This is a genomic window from Streptomyces zagrosensis, assembly GCF_014203645.1.
Taxonomy (GTDB): domain Bacteria; phylum Actinomycetota; class Actinomycetes; order Streptomycetales; family Streptomycetaceae; genus Streptomyces; species Streptomyces zagrosensis.
In genome coordinates, this window is sequence record NZ_JACHJL010000003.1 from 239,206 (window position 1) to 262,878 (window position 23,673).

Consider the following 23,673-nt stretch of genomic DNA (forward strand, 5'->3'; position numbering starts at 1 on the left):
TGGGTGCGGTGGGTTTGGTGGGTTCGGTCTGGTGGGGCCCGCCTGCTGGGCCGGCTCGGAGTAGGGCCGGCCCGTGGCGACACTGGCGGTATATGCGTGGCGCCCGGCCCCACCGCGCCCCGTCAGGAGACCTTGCGCGCGACGCCCGCGAAGAGGGACACCTCCGCGTCGATGACCTCCGTCAACGGTTGGTCGATCTCCGACTTCCACGCCGAAATCATCGTGACGCCGGGCTCCACCAGCTCCAGACCGTCGAAGAAGCGGGTCACCTGGTCCTGGGTGCGGCCGACGACCGTGATGCCGCTGCTGCGGTAGAGCTCGGTGACGCGCGCGGTGGTGACCGGATCGTCGTCGGGCGCGCCGTGCGAGAGCGCGAGGTAGCTGCCCGGCGCGAGCTGGTCCACGAGATGGGCGACCAGCTCGTACGGGCCCTTCTCGTCCGGCACGAAGTGCAGCAGCGCGTTGAGGGAGAGGGCCACGGGCTGACTCAGGTCGATCGTGTCGTGCAACACCGGCGCGTCGAAAATCGTCTCAGGGCGCAGCACATCGGCGTGCAGATACGCCGCACGGCCCGCTGGCGCGCTGCGCAGCAGGGCATCGGCGTAGGTGAGGACGATCGGGTCGTGGTCGGCGTACACCACCCGGCTGTCCGGGGCGACACGTTGCGCGATCTGGTGCAGATTGGGTTCCGTGGGCACTCCGGTGCCGATGTCGAGGAACTGTCGGATGCCTGCCTCGGCCGCAAGCCAGTGCGTTGAGCGGTGCATGAACGAACGGTTGGCGCGCGCCCAGACCTTGGCGCGCGGCCAGACCGCGAGGACCTTCTCGGCGGCCAGCGCATCCACCTCGTAATGCGTCTTGCCGCCGAGGAAGTAGTCGTACATCCGGGCCGAGTGCGGCTTGCTGGTATCGATGTCCTCGGCTCGGAAGATGTATCCCGCCATGCCGTGTGTTCCCCCATCGGTCACGCCGCCCCGTAACGGCCGCGTGGAGCGCGGAGTTGGGGCGGCTGAGCTGCTGTCGGCCCAGCGTACGTGCCCGGTTTCTGGCCACGCGCCGCCGACCCCCGGCGCTGGTTCCCGCCGCAGGCCACCCGTACCGGCAGCCGAACTCCGCCTCACGCGAGCAAGTAACTCGTGTGACTACAGAAACAGTTGTGGCCAGTTGGTGAAATACGTACAGTTGTTCCCGTCTGACTCCGTCATGTCATGGGACGCGACGGAGCCTCTTTTCATCCCATGGGGGATTCATGCGCAAACGCGCCACTTTTGTCGTGCTCGCCGCCGCCAGTGCCACCGCGCTGGCGGGTCTGTCCGCTACGTCGGCGCATGCTGCTGGCAGTGGTGACACGAAGGTCACCAAGGTGGTGGTCAACGGCGGCAAGAACGTCGTTATCGGCACCAGCGGCGCCAAGAAGTTCACCGTGGTGATCACGGCCCAGGACAACTCGGGCATCGAAGAGGCGGACATCAACATCGCTGGCCCGTCCGCCGGCTTCTTCCAGCCCGTCAGCAAGGTCAAGTGCACGGCCGGGACCACCGTCACCTGCACCGCCAACTTCACGGTGGACTCCAAGGTTGACCTGTACACCAACGCGCTGGCCGGCACCTGGTACGTGGACGCGACGGTGATCGCCAACGACAGCGACTACTTCATGTCCGACAAGGCCGCTTCCTTCAAGCTTCAGCGGTGGTCGAAGCTGACGGTCAACGCTTCGCCCGAGCCGGTGAAGAAGGGCAAGACCCTCACCGTCACCGGCAAGCTGACGCGCGCACACTGGGATGTGTTCGGCGACCACAAGTGGGTTGCCCACGGTGGCCAGTCGGCCAAGCTGGAGTTCCGTAAGAAGGGTGCCAAGACCTTCGCGGCCGTCAAGACCATCAAGACCGCCAAGAACGGCGACCTGAAGACTACGGTCAAGGCGTCGGTGGACGGCGACTGGCGCTGGAACTACGCCGGCAACACCTCGCATGGCGCGGTGGCGTCCGGCGTGGACTTCGTCGATGTGAAGTAACGTCGGCACGTAGTAGTTGGTCGGGCCCGTGCCGCATACAGCGGCGCGGGCCCGCTGGCGTAGCTGACATGTGGTGCGGCCCGCGTTGCGTGGCAACAGGCCGCGTTACGTGGGGAAGCGTCGTCCTACCCAGCGCCAGGACACCTCAAGCAGCGCCGAAGCGGCCACCGCGATGCCGACCGCAGTCCAGGGCATCGAGGTGCCCACCAGCTTCAGCGCGAAGAAGTCCTGGAGCCACGGCGTCACGACCACGACCACGAACCCGAGCGCCATCGTCAGCACCAAGCCGACGCGCCACCAGGTGTACGGCCGGGCGACGATCGCGAGGACCCACATCGAGATCAGGAACAGCGCCAGCGTCGCCGCGCTCGTCTCGGCGTCACGCGCGCCTTCGCCGGTGTAGACGTGCCGCGCGACGAGGTACGTAACGAACGTCGCCACGCCCGCGATGATGCCCGCCGGAAGCGAGTACCGCATCACGCGCCGCACGAAGTTCGGCCGTGCACGCTCCGTGTTGGGCGCCAGCGCCAGGAAGAACGCCGGCACGCCGATGGTCAGCGTGGACAGCAGCGTCAGATGTCGGGGCAGGAACGGGTACGAGACCTGTGAGCAGACCACGAGCAGCGCGAGCAGCACCGAGTACACGGTCTTGACCAGGAAGAGGTTGGCGACCCGCTCGATGTTGCCGATCACCCGGCGGCCCTCGGCGACCACCGAAGGCAGCGTCGAGAAGCTGTTGTTGAGCAGGACGATCTGCGCCACCGCGCGCGTGGCCTCGGACCCCGAACCCATCGAGACGCCGATATCGGCGTCCTTGAGCGCCAGCACATCGTTGACGCCGTCACCGGTCATCGCGACGTTGTGGCCGCGTGATTGCAGCGCGCCCACCATGTCCCGCTTCTGCTGTGGGGTGACCCGTCCGAACACCGCGCCGTCCTCAAGCGCGGTGGCCATCTCTTCGCGGTCGGTGGGCAGCCGGCGGGCGTCCACGGTGTGTTCGGCGCCCGGCAGCCCGAGCTTGCTCGCCACGGCGCCGACCGACACGGCGTTGTCGCCGGAGATGACCTTGGCGGCGACGTCCTGCTCCGCGAAGTACCGCAGGGTGTCGGCCGCGTCCGGGCGCAGTCGCTGTTCGAGGACGACCAGCGCGGTGGGGTGCACGCCGTGGGCGACCTCGGCGTCGCTCAGTTCCTTGTCCGTACGAGCCAGCAGCAGCACCCGCAGCCCCTGGGTGTTGAGGTCCTCGATATCCGCGAGCACCGGGTCGCCGTCCGGCAGCAGCACATCGGGGGCGCCAAGGAGCCAGGTGCTGGCCTTGCCGTCCGGGTCGTTCAGGGCCGCGCCGCTGTACTTGCGGGCAGAGGAGAAGGGCAGCGATTCGGTGCAGCGCCAGTCGGCACGGCCCGGGTAGCCGTCGATGATCGCTTGCAGGCTGGCGTTGGGGCGTGGGTCCGACGCGCCGAGCGCGCTCAGGGTCTGCCGTACGTACGCCTCGTCCACGGCCCCGCTGCCGCTGCTGCGGTCGGCGCCGTTGCCCTGGCGAGCGTCGGTGTTCAACAGCCGTAGCTCGGTGACGTCCATGCCACCCTCGGTGAGGGTGCCGGTCTTGTCCAGGCATACGACATCGACTCGGGCCAGACCCTCGATCGCGGGCAGCTCCTGCACGAGGCACTGCTTGCGGCCGAGCCGGATGACGCCGATCGCGAAGGCGACCGAGGTGAGCAACACCAGCCCCTCGGGCACCATCGGCACGATGCCGCCGACCATCCGGCGCACGGCCTCGCGCCAGTCGTTCTTCTCGACCACGCTCTGGCTGATGACCAGGCCGATGGCAGTCGGGATCATCATCCAGGTCACGTACTTCAGGATCTGGCTGATGCCGCTGCGCAACTCGGAGTGAACGAGCGTGAACCGCGACGCCTCCTCGGCGAGCTGTACCGCGTACGCCTCGCGCCCCACCTTGGTAGCCGTGAACGCGCCGCCGCCCGCGACCACGAAGGACCCGGACATCACCGGGTCGCCCGGCTTCTTGAGGACCGGGTCGGCCTCGCCGGTCAGCAGCGACTCATCGATCTCCAGGCCGTCCGCCTCGACGACCTCGCCATCCACCACGCACTTGTCGCCGGGGCCGAGCTCCACCAGATCGCCGAGCACGATCTCGGCGGTGGGAATCTCGGCGGCGACCCCGTCCCGGCGCACCGTTGGCCTGGCCTCACCGATGACGGCCAGGCTGTCCAGGGTCTTCTTGGCGCGCAGTTCCTGGATGATGCCGATCGCGGTGTTGGCGACGATCACGAAGCCGAACAGCGCGTCCTGGATGGGCGCGACGGCCAGCATGATCACGAAGAGCACGCCGATGATCGCGTTGAACCGGGTGAAGACGTTGGCGCGAACGATCTCAGCGGTGGAGCGCGAGGAGCGCACGGGTACGTCGTTGACCTCGCCCCGGCTCACCCGCTCCGCGACCTCGGCCGCGCTCAGTCCCGGGTGGTCGGACGCACGTGCCGCCGTGTCGGTGGAAGCGCAGGCCGCGTCGCCTTCCGGATCAGGTCCCTCGACTGCGGTCTCAGCCCGATACGTCATGACACGACGGTACGGGGGGAAGGCGAGACGCACCCCTCGAATCCACGGGGAAGAGTGGTGGCAGTTATCTCAGCGAGCGCGGCAACCCCAGGGGCGTTTGCTGCGTCCGGCCGACTCACGAAGCCGCCCTTTTCGGTCAGCCCTCGCGGCCCAGCGAGCCGGCTCTGTCGGACTTGTTTGTGGCTGTGTCTGGCGCTGCTGTATCCGGCGCTGCGGCATCGGCCGCGGAGGCCGCCCGGCGAATCGCTTCGTCACGCCCGCGTACGTACCAGATGCCGATCAGCCCGAGTCCGCCGCCCGCAAGGCAGGTCCAGACCCACCACAGATGGCCGTTGTCGTCGAACCAGCCGTAGAAGGGGAGCTGAGCCAGGAAGAGGACGAACCATACGACCGTGCCGCCGGTGATCGTGGCGACGACATTGCCCTCCAGAGGCTCGGGCGCCTCGTGCAGTGGTGTCCACTTCTTCATGTCTGCCAGCCTAGTCCGTCGCCCGCAGCCAGGAGCAATGCGGCCCGCAGGCCAGCGGCGACGCGGGGGCGGCGCGACCGCGAGAGATGGTCAGCAGTTCCCGGGGCTCTATCGGTCTACGCGCGGAGATAGCAATATTTCTCTTGTTTGTTCATACTGCAACGGTCCGGTTTCGTCCGGTCTTGTTCGTAGGAACATCCACATTGCTGGCCCGTAGGGTGTCGCCGTTCACGTCCCCGGCACTCGTCGGGCCCGATGGCGGGGCGGCGACAGCTCACCCCGCTCCCGGGCCCACACCTCCCCATCCCCGCCTCCCCCCAGGCCCGTACGACTGAGGTCCCGCATGTCTCCCTCGGCCACCGCTGCGGCTGACGCCAAGCAGCCGCCCCCACCCGAGCCGAAGAACGCGATCGACCGCTTCTTCCAGATCTCCCAGCGGGGCTCCACCGTCTCCCGCGAGCTGCGCGGCGGTCTGGCGACCTTCTTCGCGATGGCGTACATCATCGTGCTGAACCCGATCATCCTCGGCTCAAGTCACGACAAGTACGAGCACTACCTGGACAACGCGGAACTCGTCACCGCCACCGCGCTGATGGCGGGGCTCAGCACGCTGCTGATGGGCGTCATCGGGAACGTCCCGATCGCCATCGCGGCGGGCCTTGGCATCAATGCCGTCGTCTCGCTCCAGCTCGCACCGAAGATGAGCTGGCCCGACGCGATGGGCATGGTGGTGCTTGCGGGCCTGGTGCTCATGATCCTCGTCGCCTCCGGACTGCGGCAGCGCGTCATGGACGCCATCCCCGGCGGGCTGCGGCGCGCCATCGCCATCGGCATCGGCCTGTTCATCTCGCTGATCGGCCTGGTGGACTCCGGCTTCATCACGCGCAATCCGGACAAGGCGGATACCACCGTTCCGCTGGGCCTCGGCATCGAGGGCAAGCTCCAGGGCTGGCCGGTGCTGATCTTCGTGCTCGGCCTCGCGCTGACCTTCATCCTCGTCGTACGCAAGACGCGGGGCGCGATCCTCATCGGCATCACCGTGATGGCCTTTGTCGCGATCATCATCAACGCGATCGTGGACATTCCCGACAAGAGTTGGGGCCTGGGCGTGCCAACGGTGCCGGACAAGGTGGTGGACGCCCCTGACTTCGGGTTGATCGGCGAGATCAGCCTCTTCGGCGGCTTCCACGAGGTAGGCATCCTCACCGGCTGTCTGTTCGTCTTCACCGTTTTGCTGTCTGGCTTCTTCGACGCGATGGGCACCATCATCGGCGTCGGCGAGGAGGCCGGGCTGACCGACGAGAAGGGTCAGCTGCCCGGCATGGGCCGCATCTTGATGGTGGACGGCATCGCCGTCGCGGGTGGCGGCTTCGGTTCGGCCTCGGCCAACACCTGTTTCGTGGAGTCCACGGCGGGCGTCGGCGAGGGCGCGCGGACGGGCCTGGCCAACATCGTGACCGGTGGCCTCTTCCTGCTCGCCCTGGTCTTCACGCCCCTGGCCAAGGTGATCCCCTCGCAGGCGGCGACGCCCGCGCTGCTCGTCGTCGGCTTCCTGATCATGGCGGCCAACGTCAAGGAGATCGACTGGAACGATGTCACCATCGCCGTCCCGGCCTTCCTGACGATGATCGCGATGCCCTTCACGTACAGCATCACCAACGGCATCGGCATCGGCGTGCTGGCCTTCATCGTGCTGCGCGTCGCGACCCAGCGATTCCGCGAGATTCCCTGGCTGCTCAACGTCGTCGGCGTGTGCTTCCTGGTGTACTTCCTGCTCGATCCGATCGAGCAGGCGCTCGGTGTGAAGTAGCGCGCCGGTGGTCCACGCATGCTGCGTACACCGCGCACGCCCGGCCCGTACGCCTGGGTAGGTCGCGCCCGCCCCACTCGTACGTCGCACACGCCGCGTACGTCGCACGCGCGACGTACGCGGCGTACGTCAGTGAGGTCGGGCCCCCGACGGGGTACTCGGCTCGTCGTAAAAGGCGGCTGTCTCATCGACGGAGGCGTGGAAACGTTCGTCGAAGTCATCGCGGATGAGTGTCCTGACGACGTAGTCCTGGACACTCATGCCGCGTTTTCCGGCATGCTGCCTGATCCGGTCCAGCAGTTCCCCGTCGATTCGCAGGCTGAGCACCTTTGATCCCATGCGGACCAGCGTCGCGGTGGGACGGGTGGTGATCGTTCGGTTTTTGGCGCGAGACCACTCGTATGGGTGATTAAAACGGGAAACGCTTTTCGGGTTTCATTAGGTAGCGTAATGAGTTAGGCTAAGTACATGCCTGATCTGACCGGCGGCGACGCTGCCGCCGTGAACTCACTGCGATCCGCCGTGATGCGCCTTTCCCGACGCCTCAAGCACCATCCCCTCGTCGCCGAAGGCGGTCGCGGAGGACGGGTGGATGAGTCGCTCAGTCCCACCGAGATGTCGGTGCTCGGCACCCTGGCCCGCTGTGGCTCGGCGACGCCGGGCGAGCTGGCCCGCAAGGAGCATGTGCAGCCGCCGTCGATGACGCGCATCGTGGCGTTGCTCGAAGCCAAGGGCCTGGTCAGGCTGGAGCCGCACGCGGAGGACCGCCGCCAAAAAGTGGTCTCTCAAACGGAGCGAGCCGAGGCCATGCTCGACGAGAGCCGCCGCAAGCGCAATGCGTGGCTGGCCGAGTTGGCCGGACAACTCGATGAAGAGGAGTGGGCCGCGCTGCGCGCCGCCGCACCCGTACTGGAGAAGCTCGCCCATCTGTGACGTCCGCCCGCGACGTGCGGGCCCGTGTCCGCACGCCGCGCCTGGTTACTCGCACCGTAGAGCCGCGCCGATGGCGCGCGGACGAGAACTGGGCCGCCGCCCGCGGCGGCCTCGAACCGAAAGGAGGCGAAGCCGCTTTGAGTACGGGACCCGGAGCAAACTCCGCACCCGCACCAAAATCGCCCACAACGAAACCCACACCGACGCGCGGCACCACCTTCAGCTCGCTGAAAAACCGTAACTACCGGCTCTTCGCCACCGGCGCCGTCGTCTCCAACACCGGCACCTGGATGTCCCGCATCACGCAGGACTGGTTGGTGCTCCAGCTCACCGGCTCCGCCACCGCGGTCGGCATCACCACGGCACTCCAGTTCCTGCCGATGCTGCTGTTTGGTCTGTACGGCGGCGTCATCGCCGACCGCTACCCGAAGCGGCGCATCCTGCTCTTCACTCAGGCCGCGCTCGGGCTGTGCGGGCTCGGGCTCGCCACGCTGACCCTCAGCGGCCACGTCCAGGTCTGGCACGTCTACCTCATCGCGTTCCTGCTCGGCCTGGTCACCGTGGTGGACACCCCCGCCCGGCAGGCGTTCGTCATGGAGATGGTCGGCCCCAAGGACCTGCGCAATGCCGTCAGCCTGAACTCGGCCAACTTCCAGTCCGCCCGACTCGTCGGGCCTGCCGTGGCCGGTGTGCTGATCACCGCCGTGGGCAGCGGCTGGGCATTCCTGCTCAACGGCCTTTCCTTCGCGGCGCCGCTCATCGGCCTGCTGATGATGCGGACCAGCGAACTGCACCACATCGATCGACCACCGCGCGGCAAGGGGCAGTTGCGGGAGGGCCTGCGGTACGTCGCGGGGCGGCCCGAACTGATCTGGCCCATCGTCCTGGTCGGCTTCATCGGCACGTTCGGCTTCAACTTCCCCATCTGGCTCACCGCCTTCGTGGACGACGTCTTCCACGCCGGACCCGGTACGTACGGCCTGCTCAACAGCCTGATGGCCATCGGCTCGCTCGCTGGCGCCCTGCTCGCTGCCCGGCGCGTCACCTCGCGGATGCGCATGATGGTGGGCGCGGCGCTGCTGTTCGGCATCCTGGAGATCGTTGCGGCGCTCACCCCGTCGTTTTGGGCCTTCGCCGTGCTGATGGTGCCGATCGGCATCTTCGGCCTGACCTTCAACGTCACGGCGAACTCCAGCGTCCAACTCGCGACCGACCCCGCAATGCGGGGCCGCGTGATGAGCCTGTACATGATGGTCTTCGTCGGCGGCACCCCGATAGGCGGTCCGATCGTCGGCTGGGTCACCGATACCTACGGCGCCAGGACCGGCTTTGTGGCCGGTGGCGTGGTCTCCGCCCTCGCGGCGGTGGTCGTGGGCCTGGTCCTCGCCCGCGTCGGCGGTCTGCGCCTACGGGTGGACCTACGACGCGGCCAACAGCATCTACGGTTCGAGCCCAAAAAAGCGGCGAACGGCGCGGGATGCCCTGCGGACGGCGCCGCTTCCACGGCGGTGGCCACGCGTGAGGAAACCGTCGCGGACGGCTCGGCCGACCAGGACGCCGGCGGCTCGGGCGGTCACAGCTCTGAGGACTCAGCCGGCCAGGGCGCTGCGGGTGCTGTCGGCACCGCCGACCCGAGTCCTGATGGCCCGACCAGGCGCCCGCTCGCCGATTCCGCGTCCGCTCGGCCTCGCCCGTGAGCGAAGCTGACCGGATGAGACTCTTCGCAGCCGTACTGCCCCCGCCAGCGGCCACCGTGGAACTCGCCGCCGCCGTCGCCCCGTTGCACGCTCTGCCCGGTGCGGACCAGCTGACGTGGACCGGACGTGCGGGCTGGCACTTCACGCTCGCCTTCTACGGCGAGGTGGAGCCGGAGACGCTGCCCGAGCTGTACACGCGGCTCGGGCGCGCCGCGCACCGTAACGGCGCGTTCCAGCTGCGCCTCAAGGGCGGCGGCACCTTCAGCAACCGGGTGCTGTGGGCAGGCGCGTCCGGCGGCCTGCCCCCGATGCGCCGGCTGGCCGAATCGGCCGCGGCGGCGGGCCGCCGCGCAGGCGTCAGCATGGAGCAGCACCGCGTGTATACCCCGCACCTGACCATCGCCCGCAACCGCACCGACATCGACCTGGCACCGTACGCCGCGGCTTTGGCCACCTTCGAGGGCCAAGCATGGCGCGCCGGGGAGCTCAGCCTGGTCCGCAGCAACCCCCCGCAACCGGGCGTGCCCGGCGCCCGCCCCCGCTACGACACGCTCACGTCCTGGCCACTGGGGGAGTGACCGGGGGCGGCGAGGCGCCCGGCCCTGAGCATGAGCCGGGCCGGCCCATGAGGCCCGAGCTCGGACGGGCCCCATGGCCCCCCGAGCCGGGGGCACGGCGGCCCGGCTGCGCCCGCGCGGGGCGCTGCGGCTAACCTCGGGGCGTGGACCCGAAGACTCGAAGCCTGATCGTGAGCGGTGCGTTCATCGTGATCCTCATCGTGGTGGCGGTGGCCGCGCTGCTGGACTGATCTTCGCCATCCTGCCTGCGCAGCCCCCGCCCCACTCGCCCCGACCGGCCGGCCGGTCGGGGCTCGCCTGGTGCTACTTCCAGTGGATCTTGACTGGGCCTTCGGGAAGCTTGTCGGCGCCGGAGCAGTGGAGCGGGCCACGGGCCAGCTCACGGGCGGCGGTCGCGACGAAGGCGGCCAGCTTGTCGTCATGTTCGGTGGGCTGGGCGTCTTGGTCGCTGATGCTCAGCTCTGACCGCCTGGTCAGGGAGGATCCTGCCACGATGAGCATGCGGTCGCTTGGTTTGATTTTGACACATGGGACGTACAGCAGAATGGCGTGGCTGGACGACATGTATCCGTAGGCGTCGCCTAAAGAGACGGGAACGCCGCTCTTTTGCATCACGTCGCGTGGATAAATATATCCGGGGATGTAGAGATATGACAGATTTACGTCCTCGCCTCCGGCGGTGAGTTCGCAGTATCCGCGTTTGTGAATTACCTCAAAAGATTCCGTTTCCTCTTTGAACGATTCCCCCTTTTGCGGGAGTAGATCAGCAACGACGGCCCCGGAGACTCGTCCCAAGCACACCTTGTTCGGGACCTTGACGGCTTCGTCGTGTGACGAGTGGTCAGTAGTGGCCCACCAGATTCCCGTGCCTATCAGAAGTAGTGCCGCGATCGCGGGGAATAGGCGTTCGCGGAAGTTCCATAGCGGATTGAGTCGCGATGTCGATTGGCGCATTGACGTTCCGTCCATCGGTGTGGCTCGACTCGTTCGTTGGTCCACGGTGGTGAAGAATGGCCGGTCGGTTCCCGCCAGGTTTGTCTATCGGTTCCAATGAATCTTCGTGGGCCCTGCGGGCAGCTCGTCGGCGTAGGGACAGCGGAACCAGTTGCGGGCTAGCTCTCGGGATACGTTGGCGCTGAGGGTGGCTAGTTTGAGGTCGGTCTTGGCGGGTTTGGTTCCCTTTTTGCTGGCGGCTTTTTCTTGATTCGTCATTGATGAGCTAACCTTGACGACCAGTCGTTGCGTTTTTGCTACGACAACGCATGGTACGTGGAGGTGCATGGCGTGTGTATCTGACAGGTATCCATAGGCTTTCCCCAGGGATATGGGAATTCCTTCGGCTTCCACGCGCCAGCGCGGATATTCCATGCGTCGAAAAAGGGTGATGGAGATGCTGACTCTTTCTCCGCCAGCTTTTAGGGTGCAGTGTCCGACCATGCGTGTAACTCTGAACGAAGGCGCACGCTCTTCGAACTTCTTCCCTGTGGTCGGTAGTAGGGGGGCCACTGCCTGCCCCGAAATGTAGTTATTGCAGACTTTCGACGGAATGGTGATGGTGTCATCGGGTGCCGGATCGGTAGCGGCCCACCAGATTCCCGTGCCTATCAAGAGTAGAGCCGAGGCGGCAGCGATCGCACGGCCAACAGGCGATGTGAGTATCCACAGTGAGTGCGGCTTGGTAGGCGTCATCGGGTCTTCCCGTCCGAGTAGCCGCTGTTGATCGCGCGATAGACGTCGTCGGCCGCTCCGGCTCCGGGGGTGCCGGGCTCCGTGGAGATCCCTTGCTGCTTCGCGGCGTCGAAAACGGCTTGCTTGGCAGCCTGCGCGGACAGTTCACGCTGACTGTCCAGGTAGTTGTCTTTGTTCTCCTCAATCTGCTGGGCGGCCTCCTCCGAGTCCCTGTGGTAATACTTGAAGACTGCTTCTTGGGCATCTTCGGCCAGCCATGAATAAATATCCCCGGCCACTGGTATATGGTTCGCTGCCATTTCTGATAGGCGACTGGTCCACTTGGCGGCATCATCGAGTTTCTCGTTGTACTCCTCTATCTTTTTCACGCTGTCGTCAGCTGCCGCGATGGCATTGGCCTGGCCCTCCGCGGTAGCGCCCGCAATGATTCCCCCAGGGTTAGCAGCTCGCTGAGTTACATCACCAAGATCCTGCTCCCCGGGTTCGGCCATCGCCACCCGGATCGCCTCTGTGGTGACGGCCTGCTGAGCGTGGGTGATGGCGCCGTAAGCCTCGGGACTTTCGGCGGTCGCCTGTAGGAATTCCTTGAGATAGCCCTCTTCGCAGTCTTGAGGATCGAGGCGAACGCCGCGCTGCTCGAAATAGCCGCTGGCGTCGCCGCCGGCCATGATCCGCTGGATGTCGTACATGTACTCAGCGGACATGTTGCCCAAGCTCGGAGCGATCGCCTCCAGGTCACCGCCTGTCGTGATGAGTCCGGTGTTGCCTCCGAAGTGGTTGATCACATCCGTGTAGACCTTTACCTGCTCCCGCGTATGCGCCTGAATCGGCCCCTCATCCCCGTAAGGCCGTCCCGACGTCGCCGATTCCAAGGCGTGGCCGAAAGCCTCTTTGCCGGGGACACGGCTCTTGTCGTCGGGGTCGTCGTGGCCGCCCGCCTTGTCGGATGGCCACTCACGGGCGTGCTTGCCGTCATCGTCGCCGAGGAAGTATTCGAGGTTGCCGAGCCGCTTCAGGCCGCTGTCGCCGCCGCCCGTGGAGCCGTTGAAGAATGCGGTGGACGCGTCGGGGCTGCGGGCGAAGGCATCCATGAGACCGGCCATGGGGTCCCATCCGGGGCCACCCTTACCGGTGAGGTTGAGGCCGAAGTCGTGGTCACCGTTCTGCGGGTCAGGTGTGGGCCAATCGCCGCCCTTTCGCTCAAGGGCGATCATGTCCTCGGCGATGGGCTTCAGGAAGCTCTTGTCGTAGGTGCCGTGCCGCAGCAGGGAGCCGAGCGCCTGGTAACCGACGGGGTCCGAGCGGTTGAGCCCTAGGTCCAGCTGTTGGGTGCCCGCCTTCTTCAGGTCGGCGATCCACGCCTTGCCCAGGTAGGTGCGGTCTTCGCGGAAAGAGGTGAGGGGGTTGTCCTTGCCGGTGGGCGGGTCGGTGGCGGTCGCCAGGGCCAGGCCCATGTTCTTTTGGATGCTTTGGGCCAGCTTCAGCCGCGTCTTGTCGTCGCCCAATGACGCGTTGATGGCCATCAGCGCCTCGAACCGCAGCGCGTCCTTCGCGCCCATGTCGCGGTAGAGCCCGATGGCGAATGCCGGGGATTTCGCGTTGTCTGTCATGAGTTGCCCGAACTCAGCCAATTCAGTGGTGCTGAGCTCCTTGCCGTCCTGGTGCAACTTCAGGCTCTTCTTCGCGAGTTGGACCGTTCGCTCGCGCTGCGCGTCGTCGAGTGAGTCGTACTTCGCGTGGCCGAAGTTGTGGCTGTCGCTGCCGTGGATCTTCCCCAGGGCGCGGGCTGCCGAGCCCTCGATCTCGTCGGCTTGCGCGATGAGCTGGTTGAGCTGGTTTTCCAAGCTGTTCCGATAGGAGATTTGCTGCGGCGTGGGCGTGGCCTCATTGCCGCGTGCTCGTGCGAAGACACAGGCCACCGTGCCGTCTGCGCGGCCCGCTACCCGGATCTCGTGGCTCTTGGCATCCACGTCCACGACCTTTTTCAGGGCCCGCTGCACCTGCACCAGGTCCTTATGGGAATCGCGCAGAATGCTCCAGACGCTCCTGGCCTGTGTGTGTGCGTCGCTGAATTCTTCGCCGGTGGTGCGGATGAACGGCCGGGTGACACCGGCGTTCACGCCTTCCCAGCGGGCCCCGTCGGACTGTTTCACCATGCCGTCCATCGCATCGGTGGCCAGCTTGGCGAGTTGGTCCACCATCTCTTTCCAGTCGTCGGCCGCCGCGCCGAGGCTGGATAAGGAGACGTGGTAGAGGCCGTCGAAAGTCAGTTGTCCCATGGTGCGGTCACCTCACGCGTTCTCGTGCCCGTGCCCGTGCCCGGTTCCGTGCCCGGTCCCGGTTCTGTTTCCCTTTCCCGGTTTTGGCCCGTTTCCAGTCCCGTTAGCGGTAGTACCGGGATATCTCGGATACGGATGTGGCACTGCCGTCGCGGTGCGACATGGTGGCGGCGATTTTCTCGTCCTCGTGGGTGTGGGACTTCTTCGAGTAGTCGAGGTGGTTGGAGATGTGCGCGCACGCTTGGAGCAACGTTTTGACCTGGTCGTCCCAGGTTGTCGCCGTGGTGGTCAGGGCATCGCCCATGGTGAAGCCGTGCGCCGAAAGGGTGCTGGCCGCCTTGACCGTCGAGCCGTCTCCCGCGGCACCTCGGGTGATGTCGCCGGCCTTCTTGAGCCTGCTGTGGAGCTGGAAGGCCTCGTGGCCGACCTTGCCTAAATCTTCCTGATAGACGACCAACCGGTCCGCATCACCGCCGGATGTGCCGCCGTCCGCGCTGTTGAGCCGCGTCCCTGTGGCCGCCTCGCTGCGAATTTGGCCCCACTCTTGCTGGAACGACATGCTTCCCCCACTTCCCCCGAGTTTTTCAACTCGCTTACGTGTCCGAGCGATTACGGTGCGGAAGATTAGCAGGGTGACGTGTCGTGTCAGGGGTGCGAGGGGTCAGGATGCGCCACGGGGCGGGTCCGCGATCAGTCGCTCGGACCCGCCCCGTACGCAATCGGCCAGGCCAGTGGCCAGGCACTCGGTGGTTACCAGGCAAACGCCTCCGGCGAGGGGCCCGGGCCCGGGAAGATCTCGTCCAGGCCGGACAACACCTCGTCGCTCAGCTCAAGTTCCACCGCCCGCAATGCGGAGGCGAGTTGATCGGCGGTGCGGGGCCCGACGATCGGTCCGGTGACGCCAGGGCGAGTGAGCAGCCAGGCCAGGGCCGCCTCGCCGGGCTCGATGCCGTGCTTGGCCAACAGGTCCTCGTACGCCTGGACTTGATCGCGTACGGAGGTGGTGGCGAGCGCGTCCGCGGCACGGCCCGACGCGGTGCGTGCCGCGCCGCCCTCGTTCTCCTTACGGATCGCGCCGCCGAGCAGCCCGCCGTGCAGCGGCGACCACGGGATGACCCCGAGCCCGTACTCCTGCGCCGCGGGAATGACCTCCATCTCGGCGCGGCGCTCGGCTAGGTTGTACAGGCACTGTTCGCTGACCAGACCGAGCGAACCGCGCCGCCGGGCGGCCTCATTGGCCTGGGCGATGTGCCAACCGGCGTGGTTGGACGAACCGGCGTACAGGATCTTGCCCTGTTGTACGAGGACGTCGATGGCCTGCCAGATCTCGTCCCACGGCGCCGCGCGATCTACATGGTGGAACTGGTACAGATCGATGTAATCGGTACGTAGGCGGCGCAGGCTGGCCTCGACGGAGCGCCGGATGTTCACGGCGGAAAGCTTGTCGTGGTTGGGCCAGGGCGTGCCGTCATCGGCGGCCATATTGGCGTACACCTTGGTGGCCAGCACCACCTTGTCGCGTCGCCCGTCGCCCTGGTCGAACCAGGACCCGATGATTTCCTCCGTGCGCCCCTTTTTGAGGCCCCAACCGTAGGCGTTCGCGGTGTCGAAGAAATTGACGCCCGCGCCGAGCGCGGTGTCCATGATGGCGTGGCTGTCCGCCTCATTGGTCTGCGGGCCGAAGTTCATGGTGCCGAGCACCAGGCGGCTGACCTTGAGGCCGGTGCGGCCGAGCTGTGTGTACTTCATGCCAACCAGCCAACGCCTTGGAGCGGGCTCCAAGCAAGAGCACCCTGCCGATGGGGCTGCGCGCCGCCTGTGGGGCCGGTGTGTTCCGGGAGCGTAAGCCGGTCACGACCGCGACTGGGCGCCTCGTGTACTGGCGGCCAGGCCGGGCCAGGCCAGCCCCGCTCGTGGCAGGGGCGTCCTTGCCCCGGAGCAAGGACGCCCGCGCGCTCGCAGTGGGGTCGCAGGTGCCGTTACGCGTCGTTCTCCGGCCTGTCCTCGATGCGCCGCCGTGGGTCGATGGCGGTCAGGTCGAGCTCTACCGGGAAGGGCACGGCCACCTTCAACCGCTCGTGGTAGATCCCGGTCACGGCGTACGACCGCCGCGCGGGCTCCAACTCGTAGACGTAGACGACCGGCAGGCCGCGGGCCTCCTCGACCCGCCAGAAGTGTGGGATGCCGGCCGCGGCGTACTTCAGCGGCTTGGACTCCCGATCCCTGGCCTCGGAGTCCGCGGACACCACCTCTACGGCCAAGATCACGTCCTCGGGTTCGTAGCTGGTCTGGTTCAGGCCGGTATCCGCCTCGGCCCGTACGACAAGGACGTCGGGCTCCGGGCGGTCGCGGGGCCCGAGCCTGACCGTCATCTCCCGGCAGACCTCAAGGTCGGGCGGTGCTGTGAGCAAGAAGCAGTGCTCCAGTAGGCGCATGACTCGCATGTGAAACTTGGTCTGCGGGCTCACGAAAACAAGGCTCCCGTCAATCAGCTCCGTGTGCGGAGGCAGGTTGGGAAGCCGGTCCAGATCGTCGGCGGTGTACCCGCCCACGGGCGGGCGTGGCCACTCGGGCTGAGGCGCGACACTCATCATCAGTGCTCCCATGTTCGGGATTGTTGCCGACTACCTCAGCGTACCCAGATCATTCGCCGGGTTCTCATTCCTTTGGGGCGTTTACGGCGCGCGTGATTGACGATTGGCGATTGGCGACGGGGTGACGAGCTCGCTGGCTCGGGCCGCGTACAAGCGGATGCACGTCGGGTCGCCGCTCGCCGGGATGGCAGGCTTACGCCCATGGGTTCGCTTGCTCGCCTGGTCACCTGCGCTGTCGCTGCCGCGCTGTCGGTACTTCCCGCCGCTTCACTGGGGTCCGCCGGCCCCGCCGCTTCCGCACGCGCTCATGGGGACGCGCACGCCGAAGGGGGCAGGGCCGCGTACGCCGGTGGGCCGGTGCCCGCCTCGGTGGCGGCCCGCACCAATGTGTCTGCCCAGGCCGGGGGCGAGGTGGCGTCGTTCACCATCCAAGACCCGAGGATCACCGAGTCCAGCGGGCTGGCCGCGAGCCGGGCGCATCCGGGCGTCTACTGGACGCACAACGACAGCGACGACGGCCCCTACGTATACGCCGTGGACGCGAAGAGCGGCCGTACCGTCGCCACCGTGACGTTGCGCGGCATTGGCGATCCGCGCGATGTGGAGGCCATATCCGTTGGGCCCGATGGCACGGTCTACGTCGCGGACATCGGCGACAACCTGGGCGGCACCTGGCCGAAGGTGTGGATTTATGCGTTCCCCGAGCCCAAGCGGCTCGCGGACACCACCGTGACCGCGAAGCAGTACACCGTGCAGTACGACGGCGGCCCGCGGGACGCGGAGGCGATGATGGTGCACCCCACGACGGGGCGGGTCTACATCGTCAGCAAACACAAGCAAGACGGCGGTCTCTACGCGGGACCCCAGCGGTTGTCCACCACCGGCACCAACACCTTCAAGCGGATCGGGGGCGTGGACCAGTGGGTGACGGACGGCGCCTTCTCGCCCGATGGCGAGCAGTTGGTGCTGCGGAGCTATTTCGACGTCGCGCTGTACACATGGCGGGGCGGCAAGCCGAAGAAGCTCGGTGAGCCTGATCTCCCGATCCAGCAGCAGGGCGAGTCGGTGACCTACACCCTGGACGGTGGCACGCTCATGTACGGCACCGAGGGCGAGCACAGCCGCGTATCGGCGGAACGGCTCGATGACGACCTGGTGTCGGATGGGACGCGTAGGCAGCGGGAGAAGGACGAGCGGGCGAGCGGCGGCAAGGGCTCGGGCGCCGACTCGAAGGATGCGGACGCGAACACGGACAACTACTACCTCGGCGGCCTGATCCTCGTGGTGTGCACGGCCATCGGCATAGGCGGTCGCCGGTTGCTTCGCAGCCGGTGACTCGGCCTCTCGCGCAGTGCGGCGGGGGGCTGGGACGAGCGGGGCGAGGGGCAGGGCCGCCAGGCCCTGCCCCTCGTCCGGCCTTGCTCGCCTCGCTGCCGGTTACAGCTTGTCGATCACGTAATCCACGCACGCCGTCAGGGCCTCGACGTCCGCCGGAGCCACGGACGGGAACATGGCCACCCGAAGCTGGTTGCGGCCCAGCTTGCGGTACGGCTCGGTGTCCACGATCCCGTTCGCGCGCAGCACCTTGGCGACGGCCGCGGCGTCCACGGTGTCGGCGAAGTCGATGGTCCCGACGACCTGCGAGCGCTGCGCCGGGTCGGTGACGAACGGCGTCGCGTACGAGGACTTCTCCGCCCAGTCGTACAGCCGCGACGAGGAGTCAGCGGTGCGCTGGACGGCCCAGTCAAGACCGCCCTGCCCGTTGATCCAGTCGAGTTGGTCGGCGAGCAGGAAGAGGGTGGCGAGCGCCGGGGTGTTGTACGTCTGGTTCTTCAGCGAGTTGTCGATCGCGGTCGGCAGCGAGAAGAACTCCGGTACGTACCGCCCCGAGCCGTGCACTCGCGCGGCGCGTTCCAGGGCCGCTGGCGAGAACGCCGCCAGCCATAGGCCGCCGTCCGCCGCGAACGACTTCTGCGGGGCGAAGTAGTACACATCCGTCTCGGTGATGCTGACCGGGAGGCCACCCGCGCCGGAGGTCGCGTCCACCAGGACGAGCGATCCCTCGTCGGCGCCCGTGACTCGGCGCAATGGGGCCGCCACGCCGGTCGAGGTCTCGTTGTGAGTGAAGGCGTAGACATCCACGCCGCTCTCGGCGACCGGCTCCGGGTGAGTGCCCGGGGCCGAGTTGATCACCGTTGGCTCGTCCAGCCACGGGGCGAGCTGTGCGGCCTTCGCGAACTTCGCGGAGAACTCACCAAAGGTGAGGTGCTGCGACCTGCGCTCGATGAGGCCGTGCGTTGCGATGTCCCAAAAGGCGGTGGTGCCGCCGTTGCCGAGGACGACCTCGTAACCGTCCGGAAGGGAGAACAGCGCGCGCACGCCCTCGCGGACCCGGCCCACCAGGTCCTTGACCGGTGGTTGCCGATGCGAAGTGCCAAGCAGCGAGGTGCCGGTGGCAGCCAGGGCGCTGAGCGCCTCCGTGCGCACCTTGGAGGGGCCCGAGCCGAAGCGTCCATCGGCGGGCTTGATGTCAGCGGGAATCTGGAGATCAGCCACGGGTCGAAGCCTAGTCCGTTTCGCCCGGCGCTTCCGGTGGCGTCCACCGGATGAGACCGAAAGACGACGGATGAGACGGGACCGGCACGGATGAGACCGGGCGAGTGCGGAATGGGCCGCAGGTACGCCCCCGCCCCCGGTGGTACGCGGGTAGGCGCGCGGGAAACGCTGCCCCTGTGGACGGGGGAGTTGTCGCGTCCGGGCGCCGTGGAGGCTGCGGAGATGGCGCTTTGGCCGGTCCTAGTTCAGCAAGGGGCCGGACGGTCCGCGGGCCGGGATACTGAGGCGTCTCGGCCCGCGGCCGTGAGCTGAATGACCAGGTGGCACAGTGCAGGGCTCGACGTCACTCACGGATACGCTACGGGCTCATCGCGCCGGACCAGCGTGCTCCTGTCAACGAGTCATCGCCGCCTCAGCGGAACTCGTGGACCACCTGAATCTCGCCGACCATGTGGGCATTGAAGTCGTCGAGCTCCTCGGCCGGAACCCAGAGCTCAAGTATCGTCTGACCGCCCGCTTGCTGGATGGGATACCGGCTCAAGAACTCCGACTCGACCTCGAAGCGAGTGACGAAGCCGGCGCCATCGTGCCTCACGTTCCAGTCCCGCGCGATCCTGATCGCGTAGTCCTCGTTGAGGACCGGATAGAAGATCGGCTGCTCGGGCAGCCTAGGCGGCCATGCACGCCAGTGCAGCTCCCGCACCAGATCCAGCTCCTTGGGGCCGGTGGGGCGCCACAAGGTCGTCGTTGCTTGCTGGCTGGTCATGCGCATCGCTCTCTGACGTAGGCCGCTGGCACGGCGGGTCGGGAGACCGGACGTTACTGGCAGCGCGAACTCGGCAGCTACGGAGTTTCCGCACCCGAATCTCGTTCGTCCCCCGCGTCCAACGCGGGTCGCCTGTCCTCAGTGTCCTCAGTGTCCTCAGTGTCCTCGGCGGTTCGGCCGGGGCCACACGTCCGCTCGGGACGGCGGCCACGGCCGCGTGCGGGTTCACTCCTCGCCGGGGACCTTGCCCGTGCTCACCGCGATGCGGTTCCACGCGTTGATGGTGAAGATGACGCCGATGAGATGCGCCAACTCGGCCTCGTCGAAGTGCTCGGCGGCTCGCGCGTACACCTCGTTCGAGACGCCGTTGGGCAGCAGCGTCACCGCCTCGGTCAGCGCCAGTGCCGCCTGCTCCTGCGCGGTGAAGAAGGTGGCCGCCTCCTGCCACGCGCTGACCAGGTTGAGGCGCTCCTCGCTCTCACCCCTCTTACGGGCCTGCCTGGTGTGCATCAGTAGGCAGTACGCGCAGTGGTTGAGCTGGGAGGCGCGGATCTGGACCAGTTCGGCGAGGGTGGGATCAAGTCCCTCCTTGGCTGCGGCGGTCAGCTCTGCCATGGCCTTGGCGACCTTCGGGGCCGCCGTCGCGAGGTCTAGCCGTGCAGTGGGTTCTGTGGTCATCTCTTCACCCTAGGAGGGCAGCTGGCCGCGTGGCGGGTGCACCGCCCTGAGTCGTGCCGGCACCTTCCGGTCGTAGCGGGCTCATCGTCGTCATCGCCCTCGATCGTCCTCGATCGCCACGCTGCCGGGGCCGGTTCGGCCGATGGCCTCAGACCGGCCAGGAGTCGGCCGGGTCATCCACCCATGCGCTGTGGCCCTCCGCCGTCACGGTGAGCCCGAAGCGGTCATAGCCGGGCTTTCCCCTCCCCTCCCACCAGCGATAAGCCGACTCGGCCTCATCCCAAAGGCGGCGGGGTCCGGATTGCCACACCTGTGCTTCGGCTCCGTCCGCGAACATGACGCACGCCCATGAGCGGTCCGTGCGTCCGTAGAACCACACCGGTCGCGTACCGTCGCGCTTTTCGGCCACGACATGCACACACTCGCGGAGCTTGAGCCCCAGGGCGAACCGCTGGACGCTGAACCGTTCCCCCAGGAACTCGCTTTCCGTCAGCGCGGTTGACGTCTTGTCGCGGTCGCTCGCGCTGCCGCTGACGTACGCGGAATGCACGACGGGCGGCAGGCGTTGGGCTCGCGCCTTCATGAACTCCACCGGGCCAGTGAACGCCCCCGTGGCGCTCTGCCCATCGTGGGCGACGGTCAACCTGGCTACGGCGTCAGCGTTGCCGTAGTGAGTTCCCCACGGGGCCACGATGACCGCGCCCGGACGGCTTTGCTCAACCCACGCGAAGGGAACGCTCCGGAAGCCGCAGGTGGCGATGATCCGGTCGTAAGGCGCCCCTTCCGCGTAGCCCTTGAGCCCGTCGCGATGGATGACCGGGACCGCAAGCCCGAACCCCTTGAGCGCCGCCCGTGCCGCTGCCGCGACGGCGGAATCCAGCTCCACCGTCACGACGTTCTCCACCCCCAACCGGTGGGCCAGTAAAGCGGCGTTCCACCCGGTGCCGGTGCCGATTTCCAAGACGCGGTCGCCGGGCCGTACGTCCAGCTCGTTGAGCATCCGGAAGACGACGGATGGCATGGAAGCCGACGACGTGGAGACTGTGCCCGGTTCGAGGCCGGAATGTTGGCCGTCGTCCCATTGCGTGACCACGGGAACGTCTGCGTCCGCATACGCGTACCAGGTGTCCGGAGCTGCCGACCGCGCAACGGGAACGCTCTGCCCCGTCTGCATGTCGAAGGGCCACATGAGAGCTGGCAGAAACGAGGCACGGGGAACCGCTGCGAAGGAGGCGGCCCAATCCGCAGCGAGCACGCCTCCAGACAGCAACATGCGCCCCAACTCCTCGCGGCCGGGGCGCTCCTGGTGGGCGTCAGTCATCACAGCTCAAGCGGCCTTGGGCGGATTGGGGACGCCGGGGCCACCGTCCGGAGTAGGAGGAGGCGGCGGGGGCGCGGGCTCGCCTGGCAAACCGTCTCCGCCGTTGGACTCAATGATGCTGATCACTGTTTCCCTCTCGCCGGGCTCCCTGTGAACCGTTCGACCGACCGACCCGTCTGAAAGCGCAACGCGCACGCCGGTTCTCGGCTCAGTGGATGGCCATCCGTAGGTCTACTCCCGTGCGAGTGCGCGCGTCCACCGGGCCTCACTTGGGCCATCGGATGTGAGCGGCTTCCAGGCCAACAGACGACGTACGGCCCGACGCGGACTCCCCACCCGACGCACCACCCGACGCACCGTCCGGTGCGAGCCCGGACCCCACCCGACGCCCGAAACGACGCTCGGCGGGGCGTCGGACCGGGTCGAATAGGGGTCCGGTACAGTGGCGCGCTCCAGCAGTGGACGGACGAGGAGGTGAGCCCCATTACCGCTGTGTCAGGTCGGGTGCTCCCCACTCGCGAATGTGCGGTCCGTCGGGCATAGATGGACCCAGGGAGCCCCATCAGGCGTCCCGAGAGGTTCTCATGCCGGTTTCTTCTTCTCCCTTGTCCCCGTCTCTTTCTCGTTCCACCCTCGTCAGCAGGCTGCGAGCCGCTGGTTGCGTGTTCGCCGAGGACGAGGCGCGGCTGCTGTTCTCCACGGCCCGTACCCCGGACGAGCTCGATGCCATGATGCGACGGCGCGTCGCCGGGTTGCCGTTGGAGCACGTGCTCGGCTGGGCCGAGTTCTGCGGGTTGCGGATCGCCGTTGACCCCGAGGTCTTCGTCCCCCGGCGCCGTACCGAATTCCTCGTCCGGCAGGCCATCGCCCACGCCCACGCCCGCGCCCGCGCCTTGCGTGCCGCCGAGGCCCTGCCCAGCGCCGGGGCCGTGGTCGCCGCTGGCCGCACCGTCGTGGTGGACCTGTGCTGCGGCACGGGTGCGGTGGGTGCCGCGCTCGTCGCCGCGCTGGGGCCCGACGTTGAGCTGTACGCCGCTGACGTGGACCCCGTAGCGGTGCGCTGCGCCAGCCGTAACGTCTCTTCGTTCGGCGGCCGGGTCTACGTGGGCGACCTGTTCGCACCGCTGCCCGGTGCGCTGCGCGGGCGGATCGAGGTACTGGCCGCCAATGTCCCCTACGTACCCACCGGCGCGGTCGGGTTGCTGCCATCGGAGGCGCGTGAGTACGAGCCGCTGGTGGCGCTGGACGGCGGCGCGGACGGGCTCGACGTGCTGCGCCGCGTGGCCGCCGCCGCGCCAAACTGGTTGGCGCCCGGTGGTTGTGTGCTGGTCGAGACGAGCGAGGGGCAGGCCGCGGAGGCCGTGGCCGCGTTCGTACGCGCGGGGCTGACGGCGCGCGTGGCGACGTCGGACGAATTGACTGCCACGGTGGTCATCGGCACCCGAGCAGGGCCCGCGTAGGCGCGCCGCCCACGGGCGGCGGCTCCCGTGCGCCGCGCCCATGTTCCGGGGCACGCGGCGTTGGCCGGGGGGACCGTGCAGCGTCACCCCCGGCAAGAAGTCGGGGTCAGAAACCCGTGGGTTGATCTATGGCGGACACGCGCCGGCGTGCACGCTGGGGGCATGGCGCAGACGAGGAGAGAACCGGACGGGGACGGAGCCGGCGAGCGGCGGCCGGGCGGAGCCGGGGGCGAAGGCGCGGGCTGC

Annotated in this window: 21 protein-coding genes; 7 read left to right on the forward strand and 14 right to left on the reverse strand. The window is 67.5% G+C overall.

From position 1 onward, the window contains the following. Positions 1-122: 122 nt before the first annotated feature. Complete coding sequence (locus tag FHS42_RS07915; protein WP_184570252.1) at positions 123-944, reverse strand: SAM-dependent methyltransferase; 822 nt, start codon at positions 942-944, stop codon at positions 123-125. A gap of 305 nt (positions 945-1,249) precedes the next feature. Between FHS42_RS07915 and FHS42_RS07920 the strand changes: the two genes are divergently transcribed. Beyond that, positions 1,250-2,014, forward strand: a complete 765-nt coding sequence (locus tag FHS42_RS07920; protein WP_184570254.1) for a calcium-binding protein — start codon at positions 1,250-1,252, stop codon at positions 2,012-2,014. 105 nt (positions 2,015-2,119) lie between these two features. On the opposite strand, the gene FHS42_RS07925 is transcribed toward FHS42_RS07920, so the two are convergent. Then, on the reverse strand, positions 2,120-4,597 hold the full coding sequence (locus tag FHS42_RS07925; protein ID WP_184570256.1) for a cation-translocating P-type ATPase: 2,478 nt from the start codon (positions 4,595-4,597) through the stop codon (positions 2,120-2,122). Positions 4,598-4,733: 136 nt separating this feature from the next. Further along, positions 4,734-5,066, reverse strand: coding sequence for a DUF2530 domain-containing protein (locus FHS42_RS07930; RefSeq protein ID WP_184570258.1), 333 nt, complete (start codon positions 5,064-5,066; stop codon positions 4,734-4,736). 343 nt (positions 5,067-5,409) lie between these two features. On the opposite strand from FHS42_RS07930, the gene FHS42_RS07935 reads away from it, so the two are divergent. Then, positions 5,410-6,876 carry an NCS2 family permease gene (locus tag FHS42_RS07935; protein WP_184570259.1) on the forward strand — a complete coding sequence of 489 codons (1,467 nt, stop codon included), beginning with the start codon at positions 5,410-5,412 and terminating at the stop codon, positions 6,874-6,876. Between the two features lie 129 nt (positions 6,877-7,005). Here FHS42_RS07935 and FHS42_RS07940 read toward each other — a convergent pair whose 3' ends face one another. Beyond that, on the reverse strand, positions 7,006-7,215 hold the full coding sequence (locus FHS42_RS07940; protein WP_184570261.1) for a ribbon-helix-helix protein, CopG family: 210 nt from the start codon (positions 7,213-7,215) through the stop codon (positions 7,006-7,008). A 129-nt stretch (positions 7,216-7,344) separates the two neighbouring features. On the opposite strand from FHS42_RS07940, the gene FHS42_RS07945 reads away from it, so the two are divergent. The 3 genes from FHS42_RS07945 to thpR all read left to right on the forward strand — a co-directional run bounded on the left by FHS42_RS07945 (position 7,345) and on the right by thpR (position 10,084). After that, on the forward strand, positions 7,345-7,809 hold the full coding sequence (locus FHS42_RS07945) for a MarR family winged helix-turn-helix transcriptional regulator (protein ID WP_184570263.1): 465 nt from the start codon (positions 7,345-7,347) through the stop codon (positions 7,807-7,809). A 137-nt stretch (positions 7,810-7,946) separates the two neighbouring features. Then, complete coding sequence (locus FHS42_RS07950) at positions 7,947-9,506, forward strand: MFS transporter (RefSeq protein WP_246494367.1); 1,560 nt, start codon at positions 7,947-7,949, stop codon at positions 9,504-9,506. Positions 9,507-9,520: 14 nt separating this feature from the next. Further along, positions 9,521-10,084, forward strand: a complete 564-nt coding sequence (gene thpR, locus FHS42_RS07955) for an RNA 2',3'-cyclic phosphodiesterase (RefSeq protein ID WP_184570265.1) — start codon at positions 9,521-9,523, stop codon at positions 10,082-10,084. A gap of 303 nt (positions 10,085-10,387) precedes the next feature. Here the strand turns inward: thpR and FHS42_RS07960 are convergent, their stop codons facing one another. The 6 genes from FHS42_RS07960 to FHS42_RS07985 all read right to left on the reverse strand — a co-directional run bounded on the left by FHS42_RS07960 (position 10,388) and on the right by FHS42_RS07985 (position 16,658). Further along, entirely contained in the window at positions 10,388-11,038 is a 651-nt protein-coding gene (locus FHS42_RS07960; protein WP_184570267.1) for a hypothetical protein, read from the reverse strand. Positions 11,039-11,122: 84 nt separating this feature from the next. Next, entirely contained in the window at positions 11,123-11,773 is a 651-nt protein-coding gene (locus tag FHS42_RS07965) for a hypothetical protein (RefSeq protein WP_184570270.1), read from the reverse strand. After that, positions 11,770-14,052 (reverse strand): hypothetical protein, encoded by a 2,283-nt coding sequence (locus FHS42_RS07970; protein ID WP_184570272.1) that lies wholly within the window; start codon positions 14,050-14,052, stop codon positions 11,770-11,772. Before FHS42_RS07970 ends, FHS42_RS07965 begins: the two co-directional genes overlap by 4 nt. Before the next feature lie 103 nt (positions 14,053-14,155). Then, positions 14,156-14,611 (reverse strand): hypothetical protein, encoded by a 456-nt coding sequence (locus tag FHS42_RS07975; RefSeq protein ID WP_184570274.1) that lies wholly within the window; start codon positions 14,609-14,611, stop codon positions 14,156-14,158. 191 nt (positions 14,612-14,802) lie between these two features. Beyond that, the gene (locus FHS42_RS07980; RefSeq protein WP_184570276.1) at positions 14,803-15,801 is read right to left on the reverse strand and encodes an aldo/keto reductase; all 999 of its coding nucleotides are present in this window, start codon (positions 15,799-15,801) and stop codon (positions 14,803-14,805) included. Between the two features lie 230 nt (positions 15,802-16,031). Further along, on the reverse strand, positions 16,032-16,658 hold the full coding sequence (locus tag FHS42_RS07985; RefSeq protein WP_246494368.1) for a Uma2 family endonuclease: 627 nt from the start codon (positions 16,656-16,658) through the stop codon (positions 16,032-16,034). A 189-nt stretch (positions 16,659-16,847) separates the two neighbouring features. Between FHS42_RS07985 and FHS42_RS07990 the strand changes: the two genes are divergently transcribed. Further along, positions 16,848-17,981, forward strand: coding sequence for an SdiA-regulated/phytase-like domain-containing protein (locus tag FHS42_RS07990; RefSeq protein WP_246494369.1), 1,134 nt, complete (start codon positions 16,848-16,850; stop codon positions 17,979-17,981). 102 nt (positions 17,982-18,083) lie between these two features. Here FHS42_RS07990 and serC read toward each other — a convergent pair whose 3' ends face one another. The 4 genes from serC to FHS42_RS08010 form a co-directional block, all read right to left on the reverse strand. Beyond that, positions 18,084-19,202, reverse strand: a complete 1,119-nt coding sequence (gene serC / locus FHS42_RS07995) for a phosphoserine transaminase (RefSeq protein ID WP_184570278.1) — start codon at positions 19,200-19,202, stop codon at positions 18,084-18,086. A 412-nt stretch (positions 19,203-19,614) separates the two neighbouring features. Beyond that, positions 19,615-19,974, reverse strand: coding sequence for a hypothetical protein (locus FHS42_RS08000; RefSeq protein WP_184570280.1), 360 nt, complete (start codon positions 19,972-19,974; stop codon positions 19,615-19,617). 219 nt (positions 19,975-20,193) lie between these two features. Continuing rightward, on the reverse strand, positions 20,194-20,646 hold the full coding sequence (locus tag FHS42_RS08005; protein WP_184570282.1) for a carboxymuconolactone decarboxylase family protein: 453 nt from the start codon (positions 20,644-20,646) through the stop codon (positions 20,194-20,196). Positions 20,647-20,794: 148 nt separating this feature from the next. Then, positions 20,795-21,967, reverse strand: a complete 1,173-nt coding sequence (locus tag FHS42_RS08010) for an rRNA adenine N-6-methyltransferase family protein (protein ID WP_184570284.1) — start codon at positions 21,965-21,967, stop codon at positions 20,795-20,797. A gap of 584 nt (positions 21,968-22,551) precedes the next feature. Here FHS42_RS08010 and FHS42_RS08015 point away from each other — a divergent pair. Further along, positions 22,552-23,427 (forward strand): putative protein N(5)-glutamine methyltransferase, encoded by an 876-nt coding sequence (locus tag FHS42_RS08015; RefSeq protein WP_184570286.1) that lies wholly within the window; start codon positions 22,552-22,554, stop codon positions 23,425-23,427. The last annotated feature ends 246 nt before the right edge of the window (positions 23,428-23,673 follow it).